This is a genomic window from Aminobacter niigataensis (assembly GCF_946995915.1).
GTDB classification, from domain to species: Bacteria; Pseudomonadota; Alphaproteobacteria; order Rhizobiales; family Rhizobiaceae; genus Aminobacter; species Aminobacter niigataensis.
In genome coordinates this window covers 280,815-301,249 of sequence record NZ_OX341518.1, presented here as the reverse complement: position 1 = coordinate 301,249, position 20,435 = coordinate 280,815, and the positions used below count along the sequence as shown (strand labels likewise).

Here is a 20,435-nt window from a genome sequence, read left to right as displayed (position 1 = left end):
CGGGAGGTGCAAGCCATGCTGGACAAAACCGACAAGCAGGCGGGGGCCGCCACGGACTTGAAATACATGCCCGGCTTCGGCAACGACTTCGAGACCGAGGCGCTGCCGGGCGCTTTGCCGCAGGGCCAGAACAGCCCGCAGAAATGCAATTACGGGCTTTACGCCGAGCAGCTGTCAGGCTCGCCGTTTACCGCGCCGCGCGGCACCAACGAGCGCTCCTGGCTCTACCGCATCCGCCCGAGCGTGCGCCACACCAAGCGGTTCTCGGCCGGCAGCTACCCGCACTGGAAGACCGCACCTTGCCTCGACGATCATTCGCTGGCGCTCGGCCAGCTTCGCTGGGGACCGCTGCCTGAGCCCAAGGACAAGCTCAACTTCATCCAGGGCATACGCACCATGACGACGGCGGGCGATGCGATGACCCAGGTCGGCATGGCGGCGCATGTCTATGCCTTCAACGACGACATGGTCGACGACTATTTCTTCAATGCCGACGGCGAATTGCTGATCGTGCCGGAGGTCGGAGCGATCCGCATCTTTACCGAAATGGGCATCATCGACGTCGAGCCGTCGGAGATCTGCCTGATCCCGCGCGGCATGATGTTCAAGGTCTCGCGCCTCGGCGACGGTGAGCCGCGGCGCGGCTACATTTGCGAGAATTACGGTGCCAAGTTCACGATGCCCGACCGCGGCCCGATCGGCGCCAACTGCCTCGCCAACCCGCGCGACTTCAAGACGCCGACGGCTGCCTATGAGGACAAGGAAACGCCTTGCCGCGTGCTGGTCAAATGGTGCGGCAAGTTCCATGTCACGGAGATCGGCCACTCGCCGCTCGACGTCGTCGCCTGGCACGGAAACTACGCGCCGTTCAAGTATGACCTGCGGACCTTCTCGCCGGTCGGCGCGATCCTCTTCGACCATCCCGACCCGTCGATCTTCACCGTGCTGACCGCGCCGACCGAAGAGGCGGGCACGGCCAATGTCGACTTCGTCATCTTCCCGCCGCGCTGGCTGGTCGCCGAGCACAGCTTCCGCCCGCCCTGGTATCACCGCAACATCATGAGCGAGTTCATGGGGCTGATCTATGGCCAGTACGACGCCAAGGAGGAGGGCTTCGTGCCCGGCGGCATGAGCCTGCACAACATGATGCTGCCGCATGGGCCCGACGCCATGGGTTTCGAGAAGGCGTCGAACGGCGAACTCAAGCCGGTCAAGCTCGACCACACCATGGCCTTCATGTTCGAGACGCGCTTTCCCCAGCAGCTGACGAAATTCGCCGCCGAGCTGGAAACATTGCAGGACAACTACATCGATTGCTGGGATGGTCTCGAGCGCAAGTTCGACGGCACGCCAGGCATCAAGTGAAGACGGGAACACCATGAAACTCGCGACGCTGAAAGACTCCACTCGCGATGGCAGGCTTGTCGTCGTCTCGAAAGACCTGACCCGCTGTTCCGAGGTCGGCCACATCGCCCGCACGCTGCAGGCAGCGCTCGACGACTGGGCTCATGTCGGGCCGCGCCTCGCCAATGTCGCCGAAGGCATCGAGACAGGCAGCCAGCCGACCATGCGCTTCCACGAGCATGATGCAGCTTCGCCCTTGCCGCGTGCCTATCAGTGGGCCGACGGGTCTGCCTATGTGAACCATGTCGAGCTGGTGCGGAAGGCACGGGGCGCCGAGATGCCGGCAAGTTTCTGGACCGATCCCCTGATCTATCAGGGCGGCTCGGATTCGTTCCTCGGCCCGCGCGATCCGATCGTCATGGCCGACGAAGCCTGGGGCATCGACCTCGAAGGCGAGGTCGCCGTCATCGTCGACGACGTGGCAATGGGCGCTTCGGTTGAAGAGGCACGCGATGCCATCCGGCTTGTCATGCTGGTCAACGACGTGTCGCTGCGCGGCCTGATCCCGGCCGAACTGGCCAAGGGTTTCGGCTTCTTCCAGTCCAAGCCCTCGACGACGTTTTCGCCTGTCGCAGTCTCGCCAGATGAGCTGGGCGATGCCTGGGACGGCGGCAAGCTGCATCTGCCGCTTTTGGCCAGCATCAATGGCAAGCCGTTCGGCCGGGCCAATGCCGGCGTCGACATGACCTTCGATTTTGGCCAGCTCGTCGCCCATGCGGCCAAGACGCGACCGCTGGTAGCAGGCACGATCATCGGCTCGGGCACGGTATCCAACAAGCTCGACGGCGGGCCGGGCAAGCCGGTCACCGAAGGCGGCGCGGGCTATTCCTGCATTGCAGAGATCAGGACCATCGAGACGATCGAGACGGGTGGGCCCAAGACGCCGTTCCTGAAGTTCGGCGACCAGGTCCGCATCGAGATGCATGACCGTTCGGGTCACTCGATCTTCGGTGCCATCGAGCAGACTGTCGAGAAATACGAAAAGGCTTGAGCCGTCATGAGCGAGACCGTGCTGTTCGACTACTGGCGCTCATCGGCCAGCTATCGTGTTCGTATCGCGCTCAACATGCTGGGCGAGGAATTTCGTTCGGTGTCCGTCGATCTATTGGCGAAGGACCAGAAATCGGCTCTCCATCTGGCGCGCAACCCGCAAGGGCTGGTGCCGGTGCTGGATATAGACGGCCATGCCTTCACCCAGTCGCTGGCCATCATCGAATATCTCGACGAGACACGGGCTGCCGGCTTCCTGCCCCCCGACCCGGTCGGGCGCCAGCGCGTGCGGCAACTGTCTTATGCGATCGCCATGGAAATCCACGCGGTCTGCAACACCGGCGTAGTCGCCGAGCTGATGCGGGTTGCGATTGATGGTGAGGCTGCACGCGATGCCTGGATGCAGAAGTTCATCGGGGATGGCATGGCCGCCTTCGAGACGTTGCTCAACCATCCAGCGACCGGCAAGTTTTGCCATGGCGACACACCTGGCATGGCTGACTTCTGCCTGGCGCCGCAGGTCTACAATGCTCGCCGTTGGAGTGTCGACCTGTCGGCGATGCCGCGCGTGCTTGAGATCGCCGGTCGGTGCGAGCAACTTGGCGCTTTCGCCAAGGCCCATCCCGACCGGGTCAAGCCGTAGCTCCTACCGCATCCGCCACGCTTGGGTGCGCTTGATCAGCGCCTTGGACAGGAACATGTGGATCAGGCGAGCCGCCGCGTTGGTATAGAAGATCATCATCGCCATCGCGGCCGCCGGCGCCACGTCGCCTGCGTCGTCCATGTTGAGCACGGCGACGGACGCCAGTGTCGTATCCTTCGAATAGAGGAACACCACTGCCGACACGGTCGTCATGGCATTGACGAACATGTAGATCGAGATGTCGAGGATCGCCGGCAGGCAGACCGGAACGGTGACGCGGGCAAACAGCTTGTAGAAGGGCTGCTTGAGCGACGCGGCCACTGGCTCGAATTCCTGGTCGATCTGCTTGAGTGCCGTCAGGGCCGTCAGATGCCCCACGGTATAGAAGTGGGTGATGGTGCAGACCACCAGGATGGTCATGGTTCCGTAGATGGCGTGCAGCGGGTTGGCCGGGTCATTGAAGAAGAAGATGTAGGCGAGGCCCAGCACCATGCCCGGCACCGCCATGGGCAGCATGGCCAGGAACTGGAACGCCGTGCGCCCGCTGCGGAAGCCGTCGGTCTTTTCGACCATGTAGGCTCCGACAAAGATGATGACCGTGCCGATGACCGCCGTCAGCGCGGCCAGCCGGATCGAGTTGTAGTAGGAGCCCCAGCCGCCGCCGTCCATGCGGTCGAAGGCGAAGTGCTTGAGGCTGAGGCTGAGGTCATAGGGCCAGAGCTTTACCAACGCTGCGAACTGGCTGGTCACCATGATGCCGAGGATGAAGATGGCGACAAGCGAGCACCAGGCAAAGCACAGCGTGTCGAAGCCGCGGTTCGGATTGGGCTGGTAGGGCACCGAGCGGGCCGACAGCAACGCCACCTGCTTCTTCGTCACCATGCGGTCGACGATGAAGGCGGCGATGGCCGGAACGAGCAGGATGACTGAGACGACAGCGCCCATCTCGAAATTCTGCTGGCCGATGACCTGCTTGTAGATGTCGACGGCAAGCACGTTGTACTGGCCGCCGATGACCTTGGGCAGGCCGAAATCGGTGATGACAAGCGTGAACACGACAAAGGCCGCCGAGATCAGGCCGTAGCGCGCACCGGGGATGGTGACGGTCCAGAATGTGCGCCAGCTGCTGGCCCTGAGCGAAGCTGCCGCCTCGTAGTGGCGCTGGTCGGAGATTGCCAGCGCTGTCGATATGATGAGCATGGCGTGCGGAAATGCAAAGAAAACCGAACCGACGACAATGCCGAGCGGCCCGTAGATCGGCACGCCCATCAAGAGATCCTTGAGCAGGCCTTGATTGCCGAAGAGGTAGATCAGCGCAATGCCGGGCAGTAACGACGGTACCAGGATCGGCACCATTGCTACCAGCTTGAAGGCATCCTTGAAGCGCATGCAGCTGCGGTTGAGTGCATAGGCGAAACCGAAGGCGAGCCCGACGGTGACGATGGTGCTGATGAAGGCGATGAAGACCGAGTTCTCGATAGAGCGGAACAAAGTCGGAGTCGAGAAATAGGCAACGTAGTTCTCGAGGCCTAGCGCCCGCGACGGCCGCAGCATCACGCGGCGGAAATCATTGGACGTCAGTTCCTGCCATTCCGTGCCCGATTGCAGCTTGAGGCCGATGAGATATGCAGCGTCGGTAGTCGTGCCGCGGATCTTGTATTTCACCGGGCTGCGGAAGCTGAAGTCCGGGAAGAAGCTGGTCGCCTGGAGGCGGCCGTCCGAATTGGTGGCGAGCTTGGCCGGGGGCACTGCATTGAGTGCCTTGTTCAGCGCCTCGGCCGTGGTCGGCTCACTCCAGTTGCCGTCCTTGTCGGAGACTTGGAACTCGAACCTGGCGAGGTCGAAGCTGTAGGTCGAGAACGACTTGGACAGCATGATCGCGAGCGGGGCCGCCAGGGCGACCACGAGATAGAGCGCGATCACGACCATCAGACCGCGCTTGATCAATTCGTCACGGTCGAGCCTGAGCCTGAGCGCGCGGCCGGCTGGCAGGGCGGTGTCGATTGTCATCGCCATGTCAGGCGCCCCGGGGGTAGATCAGCAGCCTCTCGGCCGGCAGCTCGACGGTAAGCTGCACGCCTTCCGTCAGAGACAGGCGGCGGGCGGCATTGATGGAGAAGTCTGCGATCAGCGTTTCGTTGCCGAGCGCGTGTCCGTGCAGCCGGGTCCGCCAGAACGAGCCCAGAAACTCCATCTCGCTGATGGTGACGTCGATGGCGTTGGTGGCAGCGCCATTGGCAAGCGAGTTGATGGCATGGGGGATGACGTCCTCCGGACGGATCGCGGCGATGACGGGCGCGCCGTCATCGAAGCCGTGCTGCGTGCAGCTGAAGCTTGCCGCGCCGAAGCCGACGGCGGCACCATTGGCCGCCTTCGCCTCGAACTTGTTGGCCTCGCCGATGAAGTCGGCGACGAACAGCGTCGCCGGGTGGCGGTAGATCTCTGTCGGCGTGCCGATCTGCTCGATGACGCCATGGTTCATCACCACGATGCGGTCGGCCATCGACAGTGCTTCTTCCTGGTCGTGGGTGACCATGATGGTGGTGACGCCGAGCTTGCGCTGCAGTTCCTTGATCTCGTGGCGCAGATGGGTGCGCACCTTGGCATCGAGCGCCGACAGCGGCTCGTCGAGCAGCAGCAGGCCGGGCGAGATGGCAATGGCGCGTGCGAGCGCAATGCGCTGCTGCTGTCCGCCGGAAAGCTGCGCGGGGTATTTGTTGCCCTGGTCGGCCAGGCCGACGAGCTTGAGGAGTTCGGTGACGCGGCTGTCGATTTCGGCGCGCGGGCGCTTGGTGTTTTCGAGGCCGAAGGCGATGTTCTTGGCGATCGTCAGGTTGGGAAACAGCGCGTAGGACTGGAAGACGATGCCGTAGTCGCGCTGCGACGGCGGCAGCGCGGAAACGTCCTTGCCACCTTGATGGATCGCGCCGCGCGTCTGCAGGTCGAGGCCGGCAACCGCGCGCAGAAGCGTGGTCTTGCCGCAGCCCGATGGGCCGAGGAAGCAGACGAACTCGCCCTCCCTGATGTCGAGCGATATGTCCTTCAGCGCATGGAAGTCGCCGAAGGCTTTCCAGACGTTTGCGATCTTGAGATAGGCTGGCTTCACGTTCAGGCTGGCGGCGGTCATGGCGCTCACTTCAGTCGGAATTCGCGGCTGCCCGGCGAGGGTTTCGTGTCTCATCGTAACCATCCGGATTGGGGGCAAGGGCGCGGGCGCTGCACTAGGCAGCGCCCGCCTGTCGAGGCGGCTATGTCAGCTCTTCGGCTCGGACTTCGAGTCGTAGCGCTTGGTCCATTCCTCGAGGATGGTGTTTCGGTTGTTGGCTGCCCATTCGAAGTCGTTCTTGATCATCTTGCCTTCGATGTCGGCGGGCAGGTGCGGCACCGGCTTGGCGACGCCGGGCATGGCCACGACCGCATAGCCGACATTGTACATCTCATTGGCCTTCTTCGAGACCGACCAGTCGAGCAACGTCTTGGCGGCTTCCTCCTTGGCAGTGCCTGCGACGATGGCCGACGCCTCCATGTCCCAGCCGATACCTTCTTCCGGGATGATGATGTCGATAGGTGCGCCTTCGGCTTTCGACTTAGCGGCGCGGAATTCGAAGGAGATGCCGATCACCGTCTCGCCGGCGGCTGCCATCTTGCATGGCTTGGAGCCGGAATGGGTGTAGGCGGCGACATTCTGGTGCAGGCCGTCCATATAGGTCCAGCCATCCTTCTCGCCGAATAGCTGCAGCCAGCTCGAGACGTCGAGATAGCCGGTGCCCGACGAAGCCGGGTTCGGCATCACGACATGGCCCTTGTATTCAGGCTTGGTGAGGTCCTTCCAGCTCTTCGGCGCGGTCAGGCCGAGCTTCTGGCCCTCGACGGTGTTGAAGCAGATCGATGCCGCCCAGGCATCCATGCCGACCCAGCTTGGCGGGGTGTCGGTGTCGACGAAATTGGGCTTCAACTGGTCGGCGCCTTTGGGCGCATAGGCTTCCAGCATGCCTTCGGACTTGAGAACCAGAAGCGAGGTGGCGGCGAGACCCCAGACCACGTCAGCCTGCGGATTGTCCTTCTCGGCCAGCAGCTTGGCGGTGATGACACCGGTCGAGTCGCGGATGAAGTTGAGCTTGATGTCGGGGTGGTCCTGGTTGAACGTCTCGGCGTAACGCTTGAGGTCCTCGGCCTCGATCGCCGTGTAGACGGTAAGCTCGGTCTCCGCCCAGGCAGCCGAGGACATCAGCATGGTGGCAACAGCAGCAAGCACGAAGTTTTTCTTCTGGTTCATGGATATCTGGCTCCCATTTGAATCGCTTAGGCACGTTCTGATTGGGAGAGGTTTGAGCCGGGATGCGCGTGCCGCGATTGCCCCGATTGCGCCTCGTCCAAGGCTGATACTGGGAACGAGGGGTCAATAAGTAAAATCTATTCTTTTTATGATACTGTAGTCTCAGCTTATGATCTGAATGCCTGTGTAACAGGCATATGACCGGGCGGTTGCCGGGAGATGAAACAGTCAGGAAAAAGCCAGGGCAACGACGCCACAGGCGACGATCACAGCCGAAACGATACGTGCCTGCCATGGCCTCTCGCCGAAGATGAAGAGGCCGATCAGCGCAGCGATGATGACGCTCGATTCACGTACGGCGGAGACTGCTCCCAAGGGGGCAATGGTCTTGGCGTAGATGACAAGTCCATAGGCCGTGACCGCACCGAGCCCGCCGATCAGCCCGAGCCCGATCGTGCGGCGATCGATGATCCGGATGGCGCCGCGCCGGCGGAAAAGCACGAACAACGTGACCGGGAATTCGAGCAGGAACAGCCAGCCCATATAGCCGAACGGACTGTCGGACAGGCGCACACCGATGCCGTCGATGACCGAATAAGACGCGATCAGCATGCCGTTGATGGCCGCGGCGCCCACGGCACGCGGATCGGCATTCGCTGCACCGCGCTGGAAGGCGAGGAAAGCGATCCCGAAGGTGACGGCAGCAAGCCCAGCCCAGCCCAGCGGCGGCAGCGTCTCGCCGATCATCACATAGGCGCCGAAGGCGACAAGGGCCGGAGCCAATCCCCGCGCGATGGGATAGACCTGGCTCAAGTCGCCGAGCCGGTAGGACTGGAACAGGAAGACGTAGTAGCCGTAGTGGATGACGGTGGAAAGCAAGATGTAGATCCAGCTTTCCATCGATGGTGACGGCGCCGACAAGACCAGCACCGTGCCGAGCGTGGCATGGGTGGCCGAGACGGCGGCGAGAACGACAGCGCGATCGGTCGCCGCCTTGACCACGGCATTCCAGCTGGCGTGCAGGAATGCCGCGATCAGGACGATGGTAAGGGCAAAGCCGGACATGCGTTCAGGCTGTCAGGGCGGTCAGGGGAAGAAGGGATCGAGGCGAGGCCCTGGTCAGGCGACGCTTCCTGGAAGTCGGCAGCAGCATTTCCCCTCCACGCAAATGAGGGAGCGCGAACGCCCCCTCATCGACACTCATCTGATTTGCCGGCTTAAGACAAGTGGCTCAGGCCCAGGGCAAAGAGAAGGTCTTGACGTTGGTGAAGCTCTTCATCGCTTCAATGACGCCTTCCTTGTAGCCGTTGCCGCTATCCTTGATCCCGCCAAATGGCGACATCTCGATGCGATATCCCGGGACTTCCCAGATATTCACCGTGCCGACCTGCAGGCCCGCGATGTATTTCTGCATGCGTCGGAAATCGTTGGTGCAGACACCCGATGAAAGGCCGAAGGCGGTGGAGTTGGACAGCGCGATCAGTTCGTCGTCATTGTCTGGAGCGCGTACGATCGGGATGATCGGCCCGAAGGTCTCTTCCATGACCAGTTCCGAGGTGTGCGGCACGCGATCGACGACGATCGGCGGCAACAGCGCGCCCTTGCGGCCGGGGTCGTAGAGCACTTCGGCACCTTGCTCGGCGGCCATGTAGACGCGGTTTTCGAACAGTGCCGCTGCCTTCTCGTGGACCACGGTGCCGAGATCGGTCGTCCGGTCCATCGGGTCGCCGAACCTGATCTTCTTGGCCCGCTCGAGCACCATCGGGACGAAACGGTCGGCGACACTTTCCTGGCACAGGATGCGCTTGACCGCGGTGCAGCGCTGACCCGAGTTCTTGGTGGCACCCGCGACCGCCAGATCGGCCGCCTTGGCGAGATCGTCGTCGGAGAGGTCGTTGAGGATGATCAGCGGATCGTTGCCGCCGAGCTCCAGCACCTGGCGCTTGTAGCCGGCGGTGCGGGCGATCAGCTTGCCCACCGGCACACCGCCGGTGAACGTAATCAGTTCGATATTCTCGTTGGTGATCATCTCGGCACCGATGTCGGCCGGCATGCCTGTCACCACCGACAGCATCTCCGGCGGTAGGCCGGCTTCATAGAGGATGTCGGCGAGGATCAGCGCCGTCATCGGCGTCAGCTCAGTCGGCTTGACCACCACACAGTTGTTGGTGGCGATCGCCGGCGCCACCTTGTGCGAAACCATGTTGAGCGGATGGTTGAAGGGGGTGATCGCCGAGATCGCCTTCAGCGGCTCGCGCGTGGTGAAGATTTTCCGCGCCTTGCCGTGCGGGGTCAGGTCGCAGGAGAAGATCTGGCCGTCGTCCTGGATGCACATCTGCGCCGACAGAGTGAACACGTCATAGGCACGACCGACCTCGTAGAGCGAGTCGGCCTTGGAGATGCCGAGCTCCAGCGTGATGACGTCGGAGATCTCCTCCTTACGCGCGGCAAGTGCCTCGGCCGTGCGGAACAGGATCTGCTGGCGCTCGTAGCGTGTCAGCTTCGAGCGGTAGTTGGCTGCGATGTCGAACGCCTGGCGGGCGTGCTCGGCACGCCCCGCCGGCACTGTGCCGATCACCGCATTGGTGTAGGGGTAGTGGACGTTGACGACGCCATCGGCGTCGACCTTGCGTCCGGCGATGCGCATCGGCTCGTGGCGCACCTTGAAGGTTGTTTCAGCCTTGACCATCACAGGTCCTCCCTCACGCCAGCGCCGCCGCCATGGCGGCATAGTGGAACGCATCGAAGTTGCGCAGAACCGGCTCGTTGGGGAGCGTCGGCAGCTTGCGGTTGACGATGAAGGGTACAGCCTGTTCGGTCAGACCGCCATGCGAGCGCAGCGGTTCGTTCAGTGCCGCCAGATCGTGGCGATGTTCGCTGGTGCCGATGGTCTTGTTTTCGGTGGACACCAGCACGATGTCGCCGATGCGGTCCGACGGCAGTTCGAAGCGTTCGCAGGCGGTGGCATTGTCGATCACCACGTCGATGCCTTCGATAGCGGCGAGGCGCTTCATGATGTCGGCCTGGTCGGCACCCTCGGGCAGGTAGGCGGTGGCGAACGAGCCGAGCGCGCCGTGGTGGACGACATAAGGATCGGTGATCGGCAGGATGACGCGAGCGGCGTCCTTGCCCAGCCACTCGTCGAGCAGGTCCTGGACATAGACAACGTCAGGGGTGCCGTCGGCCTTGTGCTTGGGCTTCATGCCGTGGTCGGCGGTAATGACGATTGCCGCACCGAGTGCGTCGAGTTCGCCGAGATACTTGTCGAACATCTCGTAGAAGGCGTTGGCCTGCGGCACGCCGGGCGCGTACTTGTGCTGCACGTAGTCGGTGGTGGTCAAATACATCACGTCAGGCTTGAATTCCTTCAACAGCTTGACGCCGGCGGCGAAGACGAACTCCGACAGCTCGGCCGAATAGACTTCCGGCACCGGCTTGCCGAGCCAGGCCGACGCGTTGTCGATGCCGTGCTCGGTCTTGGTCGAAACGTCGGATTTTTCCGACGAGAAGCAGATGGCGCGGCCGTCGTCAAACTTCAGGCCGCTGCCGAGCAGGGCGCGCAGCTTGTCCTTGGCGGTGACCACGGCCACGCGGGCGCCGGCGTCGTAGAAGGCCTGGAAGACGGTCGGCGCGCGCAAGAAGCGCGGGTCGTTCATCATCACTTCCTTGCCGGTCTCGCGCTCGTAGAGATAGTTGCCGCAGATGCCGTGCACGGCCGGCGGACGGCCGGTGGCGATCGACAGATTGTTGGGGTTGGTGAAGCTCGGGATGACGCTGTGGGCGGTGCGCTCGGTGCCCTTGGCGCGGATCCTTTCGAGCGAGGGCATCAGGCCGGCCTTGACCGCCTCGTCGAGATAGGCCGGCTCGCAGCCGTCGAGGCAGATGGCAATCGCCGGCACGCGCGGCCATTCGTAATTGCGGCCGTTGGCGCTGACGTTGATCGTGGTCATCTTGTTCATGGGGGGAGGGTCCTTTGTAATCTTCTTGTTATCAGGCGGCGAGCTTGGCGCGCTCGGCAATTGCGGCGGCCGGGGGAGCCGCGGTGTCGACGCCCATTTCGTGCAGCGACTGTCCGGCGGCTTCCACCACCTTGCGCATGACGTGTTCGTCCATCCGCCCGATGCAACCGACGCGGAAGCTGTCCACAACGGTCAGCTTGCCCGGATAGATGATGAAGCCCTTTTCCTTCATCAGCTCGTAGAAGCGGTCGAAGGCGAAGTCCGGATGGGCCGGGTTGAAGAATGTGACGATGATCGGCGACAGCCAGCGGTCCTTGAGCAGCGTCTCGAAGCCGAGCTCGCGCATGCCTGAAACCATGACATCGCGGTTTCTGATATAGCGGGCGCCGCGACCGGCGACGCCGCCTTCGGCCTCGTGCTGGCGCAGCGCCTCGAGGAAGGCCGCGACCACATGCGTCGGCGGCGTGTAGCGCCACTGGCCGGTCTTGTTCATGTGCGCCCACTGGGCGTGCACGTCGAGGCTGAGCGAGTGGCTGCGGCCCTTGGCGGCTTCAAGCTCGCTCTTGCGGGCGATGATGAAGCCGAAGCCGGGCACGCCTTCGATGCATTTGTTGGCCGAAGACACCATCGCCTCGTAGCGGATCTCGCTGACGTTGAGCGGGATCGCGCCAAACGCGCTCATCGAGTCGACGAGGAACTTGCGGCCCTTGGCGTAGACGGTTTCGGAGATTTCGGCGACCGGATTGAGGATACCTGAACTGGTCTCGCAGTGGACCAGGATGACGTGGCTGATGGCCGGATCGGCGTCGAGCGCTGCGGCCACTTCATCGCCGCGTGGCGGCATGTAGTCGCCCTTGTCGATGGCGACATGGTCGCGGCCGAGATAGCCGAGCGTCTGGACGATGCGCTGGCCGTAGGCGCCGTTGACCAGAACCAGCGCCTTGCCATCCCGCGGCACGAAGGAACCGAGCATCGCCTCGACGGAGAAGCTGCCGCTGCCCTGCATCGGCACGCAGTCGAATTCGCCGTTTCCGTCGCCGAGCATGGCAAGAAGCCGCTGGCGCATCTCGGCCGTCATCGCCCTGAAGTCGCCGTCCCACGAGCCCCAGTCGCGCAGCATTGCCTGCTTGACGGCGTAGGAGGTCGTCAGCGGACCCGGGGTCAGCAAATAGGGCTCGCCCAGCGCCGGGGCAGGGAAGGGGGCTGCGGCTGCAAGCTTGTGTTCGGACAGCATTTCTTTCTCCTCGCCGTCTTCAGATGTTTGGTTCGACCTCACCTTGGGTCTCTTCGATCCATATGTAAAATCGTTATTTTGTATTCTTCGATAAGCTGAAGCGATGATAATCGACAACCGTCAGGCGGTCCTGGCAAGCCTGCTTTCCAGCAGGTCGCCACTCTGGGTCAGGATCGGATAGGCGACCGACACCAGCAGAGAATTGAACTCCTTCAGCGCCCGCACCGCCTCGAGATGGATGTCGCTGGTCTCGATGCTTTGCGGCGTGCCCGACTGCAGGCGCTTGAGATGGCGTTCGTGGCTGTCGCGTTCGAGCCTGCGCATGCGCTCCTTCTCGACCACCAGCTGGCGCGCCGCCTCGAGATCGCCGGATACCAGCACGTTCATGGCGATCTGCATGTTTGCCAGCACCCGGTCGTGCAGGGCGGTCAGTTCCGACCAGCCCTCCCGGGAAAAGCTCAGCCTCTTGTCGCTCTTCTCCTCGGCCAGCACGAGCAGGTTCTTGGCGATGATGTCGCCGGCATGCTCGAGATTGATGGCAAGGTCGGTGAGCTCGATGCCGCGCCGCGCCTCCTCTTGGGTCATCGTCCCGCGGTTGACCTCGGCAATGTAGAGCTTGATGTCGGTGTGGGCGCGGTTGACCTCGTCGTCGAGCTTGCGCACCTGGTCGACACGCGCCCGGTCGCCGGATTCGAAAAGATCCATCACCGGACGCAGCATGATCTCCACCACCTCGGCCATGCGCAGCACCTCGCGCGTGGCACAGGCGAGAGCCACGCTCGGCATCTTGATGACTGTCCTGTCGAGCGCACTTGTACGGCGTGACATCAGGTCGAAGCTTTCCTGCCCGGCTGGCGCGTCCGGCAGGATGAGCCGGACCAGCCGCTCCATCGGGCCGGTGAAGGGCAGGCACAGGACCAGCAGAGCAAGGTTGAAGGCTAGGTGCATGTTGACCACTTGGCGCGCGGCGCTTTCGCCGAACCAGGCCATCGGCAGTTCCACCAGTTGCAGGGCAACCAGGATCGCGACTGCAGCTGTGGCGCGGAAGATCAGGTTGCCAACGGGGATGCGTCGGGCATCGATGGCCTGGCCGCGAGTCAGCCCGACGGCGACGAGGCCGGCGCCGAGATTGACGCCGAGGATCATCGGCAGCGCCACCTCGGCCGGCAGCACGCCTTGCGCCGCCATCGACATGAACAGCAGCACCGAAGCGACGCTGGAGTGGACCAGCCAGGTGAACAGGGCGGCGGCGCCAAAGGCGGTGACCGGATCGCTGCGTAGATAATCGACCGCCATCGGCAGAAGCGCGCTATGGCGCATCGGCGCCGTCGCTTCGCCGACCATGCGCAGCGAGATCAGGATGAAGGCGATGCCGAGCAGCGTGCGTCCGGTCTGCTTGACGATGCGCGCCTCGACCTTGAGGAACAGCGTTGCGCCGGCAAAGAGCAGCAGCGGCACCAGCCAACTGAGATCGAAGGACAGCGCCTGGACCACCAGCGCCGAGCCGACGTCGGCACCGAGCATCACCGCGAGCCCGCCTGAGACGGTCATCACGCCGGTCGCAGCAAAGCCTGAGGCGAGCACTGCCACGGCGGTGGCGCTCTGCAGCATGACGGCGAGCACGGTGCCTGCGGTTGCTGCCCGCACCCGCTCCCTGGTCGCACCGCGCAGCGCTTCGCGCAGCACTGCGCCATGCGCGCGTTCGACGCCTGTGCGCACCATGCGCACGGCCCATAAAAGCAGCATGATGGCGCCTGCCAGTTGCAGCAGGATGAACATGAATTGCATGGCCGCGAGCCTCCGATTGCAAGCGCGCAGCTGTGGCGCTTGCCCTATCCTCGGCCGTTGTGAACATAAATCAAATCGTTAGTTTCGATATTTGTATTGGCTGAGTTTATTGCTATTCTGCCCTGACGTCAGGAAACGAGTATGCGCTACGTACAGCTTCGAGCATTCCACTATGTCGCGATTTGCGGCGGCTTTTCGCGCGCTGCCGAGACGCTGTTTCTTACCCAGCCGGCGATCTCCGACCAGGTGCGCAAGCTCGAGGAAGAATACGATGTTTTGCTCTTCAACCGCCATAAGAAGCAGGTGACGCCGACGGCTGCAGGCCAGCAACTGCTCGAGATCACGCGACGGATGTTCGACACCGAGCAGCAGGCGCTGGAACTGCTGTCGGAATCGCGCGCGCTGCGTTCGGGCACATTGCGCATCGTCGCCGACGCCGCCCATCACCTACTGCACATTCTCGGCCAATTCCGGCAGAAATATCCCGGCATCCAGGTTTCGGTTCGTGCCGGCAATACCGAGACGGTGATCTCCAGCCTCTACAGCTACGAGGCCGACATCGGCGTGCTCGGCGAAATCCCGACCGGGCGCGATTTCGAGGTGGTGAACCTCAACTCGACGCCGATCGTGGCGTTCGTTTCCACCGACCATCCACTCGCCTCGGCCAAGTCGCTGTCGCTGCACGAACTGTCGCTACTGCCGCTGGTCATGCGCGAGCGTGGCTCGAAGACCAGGGCCAAGCTGGAAGACCTGGCCGCCAAAGAAGGCTTCGAATTCAAGCCGGCGATTGAGGCGGAGGGGCGCGAGGCGGTGCGCGAGATCGTGGCGTCAGGCGCCGGCATAGGCTTCGTCTCGGCGGCCGAGTTCGGCCAGGACGCGCGCCTGGTGCAGATCCCCATCGATGCACCCGAAATGCTGATGGACGAGGCGCTGATCTGCCTCAAGGAGCGCAGCGGCGGCAAGCTGGTGCGCGTGTTCCTCGACATCGCCCGGTCGATGGCTGCGGGCTGACGGGCTGGCAGTCCCGACTATCTCGTCATGTCGGCCAGGGCCTCGCGCATCGCAGAGCTGGTGATGCCGAACATGCCGCCATAGGGGATGTGGAGGTCGATGATGACGAACATGACGCTGGCGACGGCCACCACGCCGATGGTTAGCACGACGGCGCCCAGCATCTTACGCGGAATCTGCAACCCGAAGCTCAGGAATACCAGCGCCAGCCAGACGCTGACGATACGGCTGAACGAACCGCGGGAGACGCCGTTGGCATCCTCGATGACCGCCCAGCGGCTCTCCTGCACCAGGGTGTAATCGTTGCGGCACCTGGCAGCCATGTTGGTGTGCAAGGCATCCGATGACGTCAGCCCGTCCACCATCAATCCAACCTCGTTGATGAGCGCCTTCAGGCCTTGGTCTTCGCCGCTTGCGGCGATCTTGCTGATATCGGGCATGCCGTCCACGACAGGCGCGGGCTCGCTCGTCCAGGTGCTGGCTATGACGGCGGCGGTGTATTGGCGAAGAATCCGCCTTGCAGGCTCCATCTCGGTGCCGAAATTGCGCAGGCACTGGTCGAGCCGGGCCAGTCTTGCGGCATAGAGCGAACGGTCCTTGTTGGCTGCGTCGAAAGCCTGCTTCCCCGTCGACAGCTGCAGGCTGAGAACCAGTGCGGCAAAGGTGACGAGAAGTCCCGTCACCAGCCGCAGTGCATCCATGTTGCCTTGCGACAGGTGGTCTTCATGCAAGCGCACGCGCAGCGCCACCCCGCAAATGGCGGCGACGATGAACAGTATCAGGAACCCGAACCCGTAGAGGATTTCCATGGTGCTGGACGGTGAGGGACCGACTGTCGGCTTCAGCCGAGGCTAACCCACGCTGCTGGATGGCACAATGCCAGTGGGGAGCACGGCAAGTCCAAAGGGCCCTAGTGCTCTTCTCGTGTCTCTATCGGGGTGCCGGGGAGATAGAGTGAAATCGGCCGGATTTCGTACACGGCGGTCGGGTTGGCGGAGCGGAGTTCGCGCGCTGCCGCAACCGCCGCGTCCATCGTCGGATAGTCCACGACGTAGAAACCGAGCAACTGCTCCTTGGTCTCGGCAAAGGGACCGTCGGTGACGAGGCCGAGCCCTTTTCCCCTGATTGTCACCGCGCTCTCCGTCGGCCCCAGGCGCGCCGCCGGGCCCAGATGCTTCTCGCGGACGAGGCGGTCGTTGACCTCGAGCAGGTCCTTCATCAGGGCCGCATCCTCCTCCTCGGTCCAGGATTCGACCACGCCCTCGGCGTGATATGCCAGGATTGCGTACAACATGCGCTGCCTCTCCCTTGTCTGTATATCTCGGTTTCCGGGGAGGCACAGTATTGGGTTCGACTGCCCGCGGGCAAGCCGCCGCGACCGACTGCCCATTTTCCCATGCGCTGCTATGCCCCGACAGAGAGCTCTCGCGCTCGGCGCGCGCGCGTGCCATAAGCCGCCGCAGCTCCCCCTCCCAGGCCTTGGTTTCCATGATCCGCATCGAGAATATCAGCAAGCAGAACAGCCACCGGCTGCTTTTCATCGAGGCTTCGGCCACGCTGCAGAAGCAGGAGAAGATCGGCCTCGTCGGCCCCAACGGCGCCGGCAAGACGACGCTTTTCCGCATGATCAAGGGCGAAGAACTGCCCGACGAAGGCCAAGTCTCGACCGAGCGCGGCATCACCATCGGCTATTTCAACCAGAATGTCGGCGAAATGGCGGGCCGCAGTGCGGTCGCCGAGGTCATGGAAGGTGCCGGGCCGGTGAGCGAGGTCGCTGCCGAAATGCGCGAACTCGAGGAGGCGATGGTCGACCCCGACCGCGCCGACGAGATGGACGCCATCATCGAACGCTACGGCGAGGTGCAGGCGCGCTACGAGGAACTGGACGGCTATTCGCTCGACGGCCGCGCCCGCGAGGTGCTCGACGGCCTGAGCTTCACCCAGGAAATGATGGACGGCGACGTCGGCAAGCTGTCGGGCGGCTGGAAGATGCGCGTGGCGCTCGCCCGCATCCTGTTGATGCGGCCCGACGTGATGCTGCTCGACGAACCGTCCAACCATCTCGACCTTGAAAGCCTGATCTGGCTGGAGGACTTCCTCAAGGGCTACGACGGCGCGCTGCTGATGACCTCGCACGACCGCGCCTTTATGAACCGCATCGTCAACAAGATCATCGAGATCGACGGCGGCTCGCTGACCACCTATTCCGGCGACTACGAATTCTACGAACAGCAGCGTCAGCTTGCCGACAAGCAGCAGCAGGCACAATTTGAGCGCCAGCAGGCGATGCTGGCCAAGGAGATCAAGTTCATCGAGCGCTTCAAGGCGCGCGCCTCCCACGCAGCCCAGGTACAGAGCCGGGTCAAGAAGCTCGACAAGATCGATCGCGTCGAGCCGCCCAAGCGTCGCCAGACGGTGGCCTTCGAGTTCCAGCCGGCGCCACGTTCGGGCGAGGACGTGGTCACGCTCAAGAACGTGCACAAGCGTTATGGCAGCCGCAGCATCTATGAAGGCCTGGACTTCCAGGTCCGCCGCAAGGAGCGCTGGTGCATCATGGGCATCAACGGCGCCGGCAAGTCGACGCTGCTGAAGCTGGTTGCCGGTGCCTCCGAGCCCGACGACGGCACGGTCGCCCGCGGCCCGAGCGTCAAGATGGGGTATTTCGCCCAGCACGCCATGGACCTGCTTGATGGCGACCGCACGGTGTTCGAGCAGCTGGAATACACCTTTCCGCAGGCGGGGCAGGCGCCGTTGCGCGCGCTCGCCGGCTGCTTCGGCTTCTCCGGCGACGAGATCGAAAAGAAGTGCCGGGTGCTGTCAGGTGGCGAAAAGGCGCGCCTGGTGATGGCGATCATGCTGTTCGACCCGCCCAACCTTTTGGTGCTCGACGAGCCGACCAACCACCTGGACATCGCCACCAAGGAGATGCTGATCGCAGCGCTTGCGCAATACGAAGGCACCATGCTGTTCGTTTCGCACGATCGCCATTTCCTTGCCGCCCTGTCGAACCGGGTGCTGGAGATCACGCCTGACGGAGTCCACCAGTATGGCGGCGGCTATGTTGAATATGTCGAGCGCACCGGCCAGGAAGCGCCCGGCCTGAGGCACTGACGTCAGGCGACGCGGCCTTCGAACAGGTCGCGCTCGCGCGCCAGCCCTTCGCCGACGACGTCGAAGAAAGCACGGACACGAGCCGTGCCCTTCAAATCCCGATGGGTGACGATCCACAACTCGCCGGAGAGCTCTTCGATGGGCTCGGCCAGCGCGCGCACGAGGCCCGGCTCATTGTCGCAGAGATAGCAGGGCAGCAGCGCAAGCCCGATGCCGGCCTTGGCTGCCACCGAATGGTTGACCAGGCTGTTGGTGCGGTAGACGAAGCGCTCGGCCGCGACGTTCCGTTCCAGCCAGTCGGCGGCCATGATGCCGCCCGCGGTCTCCTCCCAGCCGATCAAGGCATGTGCGCCCAGCGCCGCAGCTTCGCCGATCGGGCCGCCATTGATGTCGAGATAGGCTTGAGAGGCAAAGAACGTCCATGCGACGCCTGCGAGCTTGCGGCCCCAGAGGTCGCCCTCTTTCGGCCGGATCGGCCGCAGCGCGACATCCGCTTCTCGGCGCGACAGGCTGAGCACGCGGTTGTCGATGGCGAGTTCGACGACGATGCCGGGATGCGCGGCGCGGAATTCGGCCAGATGCTTCGTCAGCCTGGAATAGGCGAGCGTTTCCGACGAGGTGACACGCAGCCGCCCGGACAGTCGGCCATCGGCTCCGGCGATGTCGCGCGCCAGCGCCAGCGCCTCATCTTCCATGCGCTCTGCGGCAGCGGCCATGCGTTCGCCTGCCGGTGTCAGTTGGTATGTACCGCCAGGCAGGCGCTCGAACACGCGCACTCCCTGCCGCTGCTCGAACGCGTTGAGCCGGCGAAACACCGTCGAGTGGTCGATGCCGAGCAGTCCGGCCGCCGTAGTGAGGCTGCCGGCGCGGGCCACCGCCAGCACAAGCCTAAGTTCGTTCCAGTCTTCCATGCCTGCCTTCTAGCACGGCCGGCGCTTGCAGTCATGCAAGCGATGCTGGCGAGAACCCAACGAGCATTGCGACAACGCAAGAGCTAGCTTTGTCCCTGGAAGCAACGACCGCACGGTCAAAATCCGAGAGGACAGATCATGAAGCTCTATTACGCCACCGGCACCTGCTCGCTGTCGCCCCATATCGTGGCGCTCGAAGCGGGCATTTCGCTCGACATCGAACGCGTCGACATCTTCAAGAAGCCGCATGTCACCTCGACAGGCCACGACTTCACCAAGGTGAATCCAAACGGCTACGTGCCGGTGCTCGAACTCGACGACGGCTCGCTGCTCACCGAGGGCGCGGCGATCGTGCAATATCTTGCCGACCTCAGGCCGGAAGCGAAGCTGGCCCCTGCGGCCGGCACGCGCGAACGTTACGAGCTGCAGTCCTGGCTCAACTTCGTCGCCTCCGAACTGCACAAGATGTACAGCCCTTGGCTGTTCCATCCCGAATACGGCACCCAGGCGCAGGAGGTGGCGCGCGGCAAGATCGCCGAACGCCTCGCCTCTGTCGAAAGCCATCTGGCAGGCATCGGCCCCTACCTGATGGGGGAGACCTTTACCGCAGCCGACGCCTATCTCTTCACCATCGTCGGCTGGTCAGGCTTCGCCAAGGTCGATCTTTCCGCTTTCCCACGGCTGCGCGCCTTCATGGACCGCGTCGGCGCACGGCCGATGGTGCGCGAAGCGATGCGTGCCGAAGGCATGAAGCTCGCGGCCTGACCATGAACCAGCGACTTGCCTGGACCCTGCTTGTGGTAGCCGGCGTTCTCGATGTCGCCTGGGCGGTGTCGATGAAATATGCCGAAGGCTACACCCGCCTTGGCTGGTCGATCGTCTCGGTGCTTCTGCTGGCAGCCTTCGTCTACCTGCTCGGCAAGGTGCTGGAGGCGTTGCCCGTCGGCACCGCCTATGCGGTGTGGACTGGGATCGGCGCTGCCGGCACCGTCATCATGGGCATCGTGCTGTTTGGCGAGACGCTTGGGCCGTTGCGTTTGGGCGGGGTCGTTGTCGTGCTTGCTGGCATCGCCATGCTCAAGCTGGCTGAGGCCTGACGCCAAAGAAA

General features: G+C 63.4%; 18 protein-coding genes. 7 read left to right on the top strand and 11 right to left on the bottom strand.

Going from position 1 to position 20,435, the window contains the following annotated elements; genetic code table 11:
* Positions 1-15: 15 nt before the first annotated feature.
* Genes hmgA through maiA form a run of 3 tightly spaced genes read left to right on the top strand, consistent with a single transcriptional unit; the run spans position 16 to position 3,037 of the window.
* Complete coding sequence (gene hmgA / locus O1Y97_RS25695) at positions 16-1,365, top strand: homogentisate 1,2-dioxygenase (protein ID WP_268738145.1); 1,350 nt, start codon at positions 16-18, stop codon at positions 1,363-1,365.
* Positions 1,366-1,378: 13 nt separating this feature from the next.
* Positions 1,379-2,395: a fumarylacetoacetate hydrolase family protein gene (locus O1Y97_RS25690; RefSeq protein ID WP_268738144.1), complete on the top strand. Its 1,017-nt coding sequence runs from the start codon at positions 1,379-1,381 to the stop codon at positions 2,393-2,395.
* A gap of 6 nt (positions 2,396-2,401) precedes the next feature.
* Entirely contained in the window at positions 2,402-3,037 is a 636-nt protein-coding gene (maiA, locus tag O1Y97_RS25685; protein ID WP_268738143.1) for a maleylacetoacetate isomerase, read from the top strand.
* A 3-nt stretch (positions 3,038-3,040) separates the two neighbouring features.
* On the opposite strand, the gene O1Y97_RS25680 is transcribed toward maiA, so the two are convergent.
* The 8 genes from O1Y97_RS25680 to O1Y97_RS25645 all read right to left on the bottom strand — a co-directional run bounded on the left by O1Y97_RS25680 (position 3,041) and on the right by O1Y97_RS25645 (position 14,294).
* Positions 3,041-5,053, bottom strand: a complete 2,013-nt coding sequence (locus tag O1Y97_RS25680) for a putative 2-aminoethylphosphonate ABC transporter permease subunit (protein ID WP_108610244.1) — start codon at positions 5,051-5,053, stop codon at positions 3,041-3,043.
* Position 5,054: 1 nt separating this feature from the next.
* Positions 5,055-6,218: a putative 2-aminoethylphosphonate ABC transporter ATP-binding protein gene (locus tag O1Y97_RS25675; protein ID WP_268738142.1), complete on the bottom strand. Its 1,164-nt coding sequence runs from the start codon at positions 6,216-6,218 to the stop codon at positions 5,055-5,057.
* A gap of 72 nt (positions 6,219-6,290) precedes the next feature.
* A complete protein-coding gene (locus O1Y97_RS25670) occupies positions 6,291-7,313 on the bottom strand; it encodes a putative 2-aminoethylphosphonate ABC transporter substrate-binding protein (RefSeq protein ID WP_268738141.1) in 1,023 nt (340 codons plus the stop codon).
* Positions 7,314-7,541: 228 nt separating this feature from the next.
* The gene (locus tag O1Y97_RS25665) at positions 7,542-8,378 is read right to left on the bottom strand and encodes a DMT family transporter (RefSeq protein WP_268738140.1); all 837 of its coding nucleotides are present in this window, start codon (positions 8,376-8,378) and stop codon (positions 7,542-7,544) included.
* 166 nt (positions 8,379-8,544) lie between these two features.
* Positions 8,545-10,002 carry a phosphonoacetaldehyde dehydrogenase gene (gene phnY, locus O1Y97_RS25660; protein WP_268738139.1) on the bottom strand — a complete coding sequence of 486 codons (1,458 nt, stop codon included), beginning with the start codon at positions 10,000-10,002 and terminating at the stop codon, positions 8,545-8,547.
* A gap of 13 nt (positions 10,003-10,015) precedes the next feature.
* On the bottom strand, positions 10,016-11,272 hold the full coding sequence (phnA, locus tag O1Y97_RS25655; RefSeq protein WP_268738138.1) for a phosphonoacetate hydrolase: 1,257 nt from the start codon (positions 11,270-11,272) through the stop codon (positions 10,016-10,018).
* Between the two features lie 31 nt (positions 11,273-11,303).
* A complete protein-coding gene (locus O1Y97_RS25650) occupies positions 11,304-12,506 on the bottom strand; it encodes a 2-aminoethylphosphonate--pyruvate transaminase (RefSeq protein WP_268738137.1) in 1,203 nt (400 codons plus the stop codon).
* A 120-nt stretch (positions 12,507-12,626) separates the two neighbouring features.
* Positions 12,627-14,294 (bottom strand): Na/Pi cotransporter family protein, encoded by a 1,668-nt coding sequence (locus O1Y97_RS25645; RefSeq protein ID WP_268738136.1) that lies wholly within the window; start codon positions 14,292-14,294, stop codon positions 12,627-12,629.
* Between the two features lie 141 nt (positions 14,295-14,435).
* Here O1Y97_RS25645 and O1Y97_RS25640 point away from each other — a divergent pair, with 141 nt between their 5' ends.
* Positions 14,436-15,305, top strand: a complete 870-nt coding sequence (locus O1Y97_RS25640) for a LysR substrate-binding domain-containing protein (RefSeq protein ID WP_268738135.1) — start codon at positions 14,436-14,438, stop codon at positions 15,303-15,305.
* A 17-nt stretch (positions 15,306-15,322) separates the two neighbouring features.
* Here O1Y97_RS25640 and O1Y97_RS25635 read toward each other — a convergent pair whose 3' ends face one another.
* Positions 15,323-16,114 (bottom strand): bestrophin-like domain, encoded by a 792-nt coding sequence (locus tag O1Y97_RS25635; RefSeq protein WP_268738134.1) that lies wholly within the window; start codon positions 16,112-16,114, stop codon positions 15,323-15,325.
* A gap of 101 nt (positions 16,115-16,215) precedes the next feature.
* Positions 16,216-16,599 carry a YciI family protein gene (locus O1Y97_RS25630; RefSeq protein ID WP_108610254.1) on the bottom strand — a complete coding sequence of 128 codons (384 nt, stop codon included), beginning with the start codon at positions 16,597-16,599 and terminating at the stop codon, positions 16,216-16,218.
* A gap of 194 nt (positions 16,600-16,793) precedes the next feature.
* Between O1Y97_RS25630 and O1Y97_RS25625 the strand changes: the two genes are divergently transcribed.
* On the top strand, positions 16,794-18,416 hold the full coding sequence (locus O1Y97_RS25625) for an ABC-F family ATP-binding cassette domain-containing protein (RefSeq protein WP_268738282.1): 1,623 nt from the start codon (positions 16,794-16,796) through the stop codon (positions 18,414-18,416).
* A gap of 2 nt (positions 18,417-18,418) precedes the next feature.
* On the opposite strand, the gene O1Y97_RS25620 is transcribed toward O1Y97_RS25625, so the two are convergent.
* Positions 18,419-19,327, bottom strand: a complete 909-nt coding sequence (locus tag O1Y97_RS25620) for a LysR family transcriptional regulator (RefSeq protein WP_268738133.1) — start codon at positions 19,325-19,327, stop codon at positions 18,419-18,421.
* 138 nt (positions 19,328-19,465) lie between these two features.
* On the opposite strand from O1Y97_RS25620, the gene gstA reads away from it, so the two are divergent.
* Together gstA and O1Y97_RS25610 are read left to right on the top strand one after the other, a co-directional pair.
* The gene (gstA, locus tag O1Y97_RS25615) at positions 19,466-20,092 is read left to right on the top strand and encodes a glutathione transferase GstA (RefSeq protein ID WP_268738132.1); all 627 of its coding nucleotides are present in this window, start codon (positions 19,466-19,468) and stop codon (positions 20,090-20,092) included.
* Between the two features lie 2 nt (positions 20,093-20,094).
* On the top strand, positions 20,095-20,424 hold the full coding sequence (locus O1Y97_RS25610) for a DMT family transporter (RefSeq protein WP_268738131.1): 330 nt from the start codon (positions 20,095-20,097) through the stop codon (positions 20,422-20,424).
* Positions 20,425-20,435 lie beyond the last annotated feature (11 nt).